The following is a 4,454-nucleotide window of genomic DNA, read 5'->3' as shown; positions in this document are numbered from 1 at the left end:
TCCGATCTATCGGTTGCCACAATCGTGCTGACAGTCAGCACTAGGACTATTTTAAGCGCGGTAGTCGTCACAGCCGACTGTTTAGGCAGTAAACAGAGATACATGATCGGAATAACCAACCAAACCTGAACCTGATTAAGAAAGCGAGCGTTGGCAAAGCTCAGTATGGTCTGCAGGTTCACTGGCATGTTGTGTGACACTCTTATCCAGAAACCGACTCCTACAGACAGGAACATAAACACCAACATCCAGGCATAGTAGCTATAGATATTGCTTTTTTGTCCCTTGACTAGGTTGGTTAGTATCGTTGCGGTAAGAAGCAAGCCGATCAGGTAGAAATAGTTGGCCTGAGCTGACCAGAAAAACAGTCCCCTAAAGTTAGCCAAGGCGGCAAATCCCAGTAGGAGACCAACCAGCCACTTGGTCCAGATGCTGAGGCTGGTGATGGTTCGCCCGCATTGCGCGCGTAGTGGGGGGGAACAAATCAACCACAGGGTAAATAGACCGATAACAGCGCAAGCAAAAAAACGCTTGGCATCATAAAGCAGTATCGGGTTGTCACGGGGTATAAGAGGGTTAAAACAGAAAAAAAGCAGCCCTAGCAAAAGCAGCGCGAGGGCTGGATGAGACGTTGGTTTGTCCATTAGTTGGCCTTTACTCATATGTCAGACCATTAAGCTATAATGGCTTATCATTCGATGTGATGATTTTGGTTTATACATCAATTGTTTATCAAACTAAAGGTGCACTAGATTATATAAAACCCAATGCATTTACCAGCAGGGCGTCAATATGCGACAATATTTGTGGCTGAACATCTACCCGATTGCCATATTTAGGCTGATGTCGGTCATTCTCTAGCGGTCGATCCCAGCCGTGAGTATGTTGAATAAATTGCTTGGCAAACTGCTCAGACACTTCCAGGCAGCCAGACAACACCGTATCGACGTAAGTTTGCATAATAGGACTGCGTTCACAAGGCGGCTGTGAGTCTGGCCGAATGTAAATCCAGACTGAATCCTGGCTTGAAAACAAGTGGTCGCAGTCAAGCTGAGGGTGATTAATCTCGGTGCGTTGATAGCCATGCTCTCGCCGGTCGAACTCTTTGAGTTGCAGAGCATCGGTTTTCAGCAGCATGCCATTCACTAGGCCATCACCAGGAGTGACAACCAGAGGGGAATGGTGGTAGTCATCGTTCACTTTTCCCCACAATCGCTGATAGCCATGTGCCACGGCCGGTACCGCTGTAGCCGTTTGACCGGTAAGTAAGCGCGATGCCGAGTTCATTAAACTGCCGTAGCCAAAGATATAATGTGCCATAACTCTCCTGTTTTGCTTGATGCTATTTTCCGCGTTGTGAGAAAAAACCTAATCGATTGAGAATAAACAGTTCTAGCACAAATATGCCCAAAATTCCGCCAGAAAATAGCCAGAAGGCTTGTGGATCTTCAACTCCGGGCATGCCACCTATATTGATGCCCAGCAGGCCGGTCAAAAACGAGGTCGGCAGGAAAATGGCCGCAACAATCGAGAACAGGTAAGTATTCTGATTCATTTTTTCCGAGTGAAAATGACGCAGTTCGTTGGCGATCAAATCCAGCTCACCAATATAAAACTCAATGTTCTCATTAATGCGGGTTACCGTATTGACGCTGTGCTTAAGCCGCTCCTCACTGGCCTGGGCCAATTCGGAGTTGCTGAGACGATAATCTTTAATCGCATAGAGTTGCGGCCTGATAAAGCGTTTGGTTTTCAGCAGCGCTTTATGGGTTGATACCACTTCCTCAGTTAAACTGGTTAGTGAGTCAAACTGTTCGATTCGTGCCTCTAAGGTGGCCAGAAACCGATCCAGGTTAGTGTTCAGGCCATCGATGATTTGTTGTATCAGGCTGTGTAAATTGTTGGGGCCGGTGTGGGCAGCCAACTTCTCCCGCACTGTACTAACTGCTTTAGATGGAGTTTTTCTGGTGCTGATAAGTGCGCCGTTAAAATAGAGCAGACGAATACTGAGCATATCTTCCGGGCTGCTGTTTTCATTCATATTGATGCCACGCAGGATCAGGACGAAATTTTCCCCATCGTATTGCTCAAACGTTGGTCGGGTTTCTTCTGCCAGTATGCTGTCAATTAAACCAGCCGGCACCTGATTTTGTGTTAACCACTGTTTGAGTCCGGGAGCATCACGTTGACAGTGGTACCAATGGTTGGGTTCAATGCGACTATCAGGTTGTTGTACTTGTATCGCAGGTGTGCTGTTAAAATTCCACTGTTCTATCAAATGGCTCATTGCTGCCCCATATTTGTTTTAACTGGTTAAAATCTGGTTGGAAATCGTCGTAAAGTCAATAACTTTGCTTAAGCAAAAAACAATAGAGCTGGTTGGTGTCAAATTGACACGTTTGGGTCATATTATTGTGGCCAGTTTTGTCATTGGGACATGAAAGCGAACTTAAGTGGCAAATAATCAATAACTTAAATTTGGAACGTTTTATGCAGTGTTTATATCAGTAAGATTTAAATGGAGTATGCAGTTTGCTCAATATTACCGATAAGCGGGTGGAAGAAGCCATTCCCGCGTGGCTGAGACTAGGATTTCGACCGTTCTTTTTGCTGGGCAGTGGCTATGCCGCGCTGGCCGTTGTTATTTGGGTATGGGCGTTTCAGTCCGGACAACCCAGCCCATTGGCCGTGCCTGCTTTATGGTGGCACGCGCACGAAATGTTGTTCGGATTTGCCATGGCGATCGTGGTGGGCTTTGTGCTGACAGCGGTACAAAACTGGACCGGGATCAATGGCACTAAACATCATCGGCTCGCGCTGTTAGTCTTGTTATGGCTAGCTCCCAGGTTGTTGCTCTGGACTCCTGCGCCATTGTGGCTGACATCAAGTATAGAAGCCCTGTTCTTGTTACTGGCCGCGTATGAAATCGGTTCGCGGGTGGTAAAAGCGAAAGGCTGGCGGAATCTGTTTTTTATTCCGCTGTTTGCTCTGGCAATAGCCGCTAACTTTGCCAGTTACGCCACCATAAAAGGTATGCCGCCTTTTACCTCATCGGCAGTATGGCAGGCCATGTTATGGTGGTTTACCTTGTTGATCTCCGTGATGGGTGGCCGGGTAATTCCATTCTTTACGGCACGCCGGTTTAATTTTGAAAAGCCAATGCCGTTACTCTGGCTCGAGGCTGCCGCGCAAATCCCGCTAATCGGGTTGTTCATTCTCAGTTTTTTCCCGGTGACGTTTGCTCAACTGGGACAGCCACTGATGCTGATCGCTGGTGTAGCTCAGCTGATCAGGGTCATACGCTGGCAAAGTTGGCGGACCTTCAGCGAGCCATTGGTTTGGTCACTGCATTTGGGCTATCTGTGTTTGCCGCTCAGCCTGTTATTGCGAGGTCTATTATCTGATCCGTTTGCCAGCCATACCATGCTGCACTTGTTTGCTATCGGCGCTCTGGCTGGCGTGGTTCTAGCCATGATTGCCCGGGTCACGATGGGCCATACCGGACGGGCGATATATGAAGGCCCGAATATGACACTGGCCTTTGCCGCTCTGTTACTGGCGGCGGTAACCCGTAGCGTGGCAGTGGTGCTGTTACCCGATCAATTCTACCTGCTGATCAATATCAGCGCGGTGCTCTGGGTGCTGGCGTTTGTTCTCTACCTGAGGCATTTCGGTCCTATGCTGGTCAGGCCGAGAGTTGACGGTCATCCGGGCTAGCAGAGAGTAATTGAATAGAAACAGGGAGCCAATGCTCCCTGTTTTTGGTTATTCGGCGGGCGAGATTTCTTCCACCACTTTCCACACGTCGGCAATCAGATCCTGCTTCACTTGCGGAGCCAGAAAACTGGCCTGAATGGCGTTAATACTAAACTGCGCTAACTCTTGTGCGGTGATGTCGTGTGCCTTGGCAACGGCAATGAAGTTATCCGTCATATAGCCACCAAAATAGGCCGGATCGTCGGAATTTATCGTGACACACAAGCCTTGACGCAACAGCTCGACAATATTGTGTTGCTGCATGTCCTCAAACACTCTTAGTTTGATGTTCGACAGCGGACAGACAGTGAGCGGGATTTGCTCTTCTATCAACCGCTGGACTAAAGCAGGGTCGTCCACACAGCGAACGCCATGGTCAATGCGGCTGACTTTAAGTTGATCTAAAGCGGTGCTGATGTTTGTCGCCGGACCTTCCTCGCCGGCGTGGGCCACGGTAATGAAACCAGCTTCACGGGCTTTGTGGAACACATGGCTGAATTTTTCCGGTGGGTGACCGAGCTCTGACGAGTCGAGGCCAACCCCAATGATCTTGTCTTTATGGGCCAGCGCTTGCTCCAGCGTGACGAAAGCGTCTGCCTCGTCAAGATGACGCAGAAAGCACATGATTATCTGGCTGGAAATACCCAGTTGCTGTTCTCCTTCGACCAATGCCCGGTGAATACCGTTGATCACGGTAT

At 48.7% G+C, this 4,454-nt stretch carries 4 protein-coding genes and 1 pseudogene; 1 reads left to right on the top strand and 4 read right to left on the bottom strand.

The window, feature by feature from the left end:
• The 3 genes and pseudogenes from ACQY6F_RS18245 to ACQY6F_RS18235 form a co-directional block, all read right to left on the bottom strand.
• Positions 1–662, bottom strand: a pseudogene (locus ACQY6F_RS18245) (hypothetical protein); the annotation flags it as partial.
• A 91-nt stretch (positions 663–753) separates the two neighbouring features.
• Positions 754–1,320, bottom strand: a complete 567-nt coding sequence (locus ACQY6F_RS18240) for a gamma-glutamylcyclotransferase family protein (RefSeq protein WP_428776485.1) — start codon at positions 1,318–1,320, stop codon at positions 754–756.
• Between the two features lie 22 nt (positions 1,321–1,342).
• Entirely contained in the window at positions 1,343–2,287 is a 945-nt protein-coding gene (locus ACQY6F_RS18235) for a CorA family divalent cation transporter (RefSeq protein WP_428776483.1), read from the bottom strand.
• 245 nt (positions 2,288–2,532) lie between these two features.
• On the opposite strand from ACQY6F_RS18235, the gene ACQY6F_RS18230 reads away from it, so the two are divergent.
• Positions 2,533–3,717 carry an NnrS family protein gene (locus ACQY6F_RS18230; protein ID WP_428776481.1) on the top strand — a complete coding sequence of 395 codons (1,185 nt, stop codon included), beginning with the start codon at positions 2,533–2,535 and terminating at the stop codon, positions 3,715–3,717.
• Between the two features lie 48 nt (positions 3,718–3,765).
• On the opposite strand, the gene add is transcribed toward ACQY6F_RS18230, so the two are convergent.
• Positions 3,766–4,454, bottom strand: a 689-nt coding sequence (gene add / locus ACQY6F_RS18225; protein ID WP_428776480.1) for an adenosine deaminase, incomplete at its 5' end; no start/stop codon positions are given.

Source organism: Vibrio sp. (assembly GCF_050299255.1).
In the GTDB taxonomy this organism is placed as follows: domain Bacteria; phylum Pseudomonadota; class Gammaproteobacteria; order Enterobacterales; family Vibrionaceae; genus Vibrio.
This window is presented reverse-complemented; position numbering and strand designations above follow the sequence as displayed.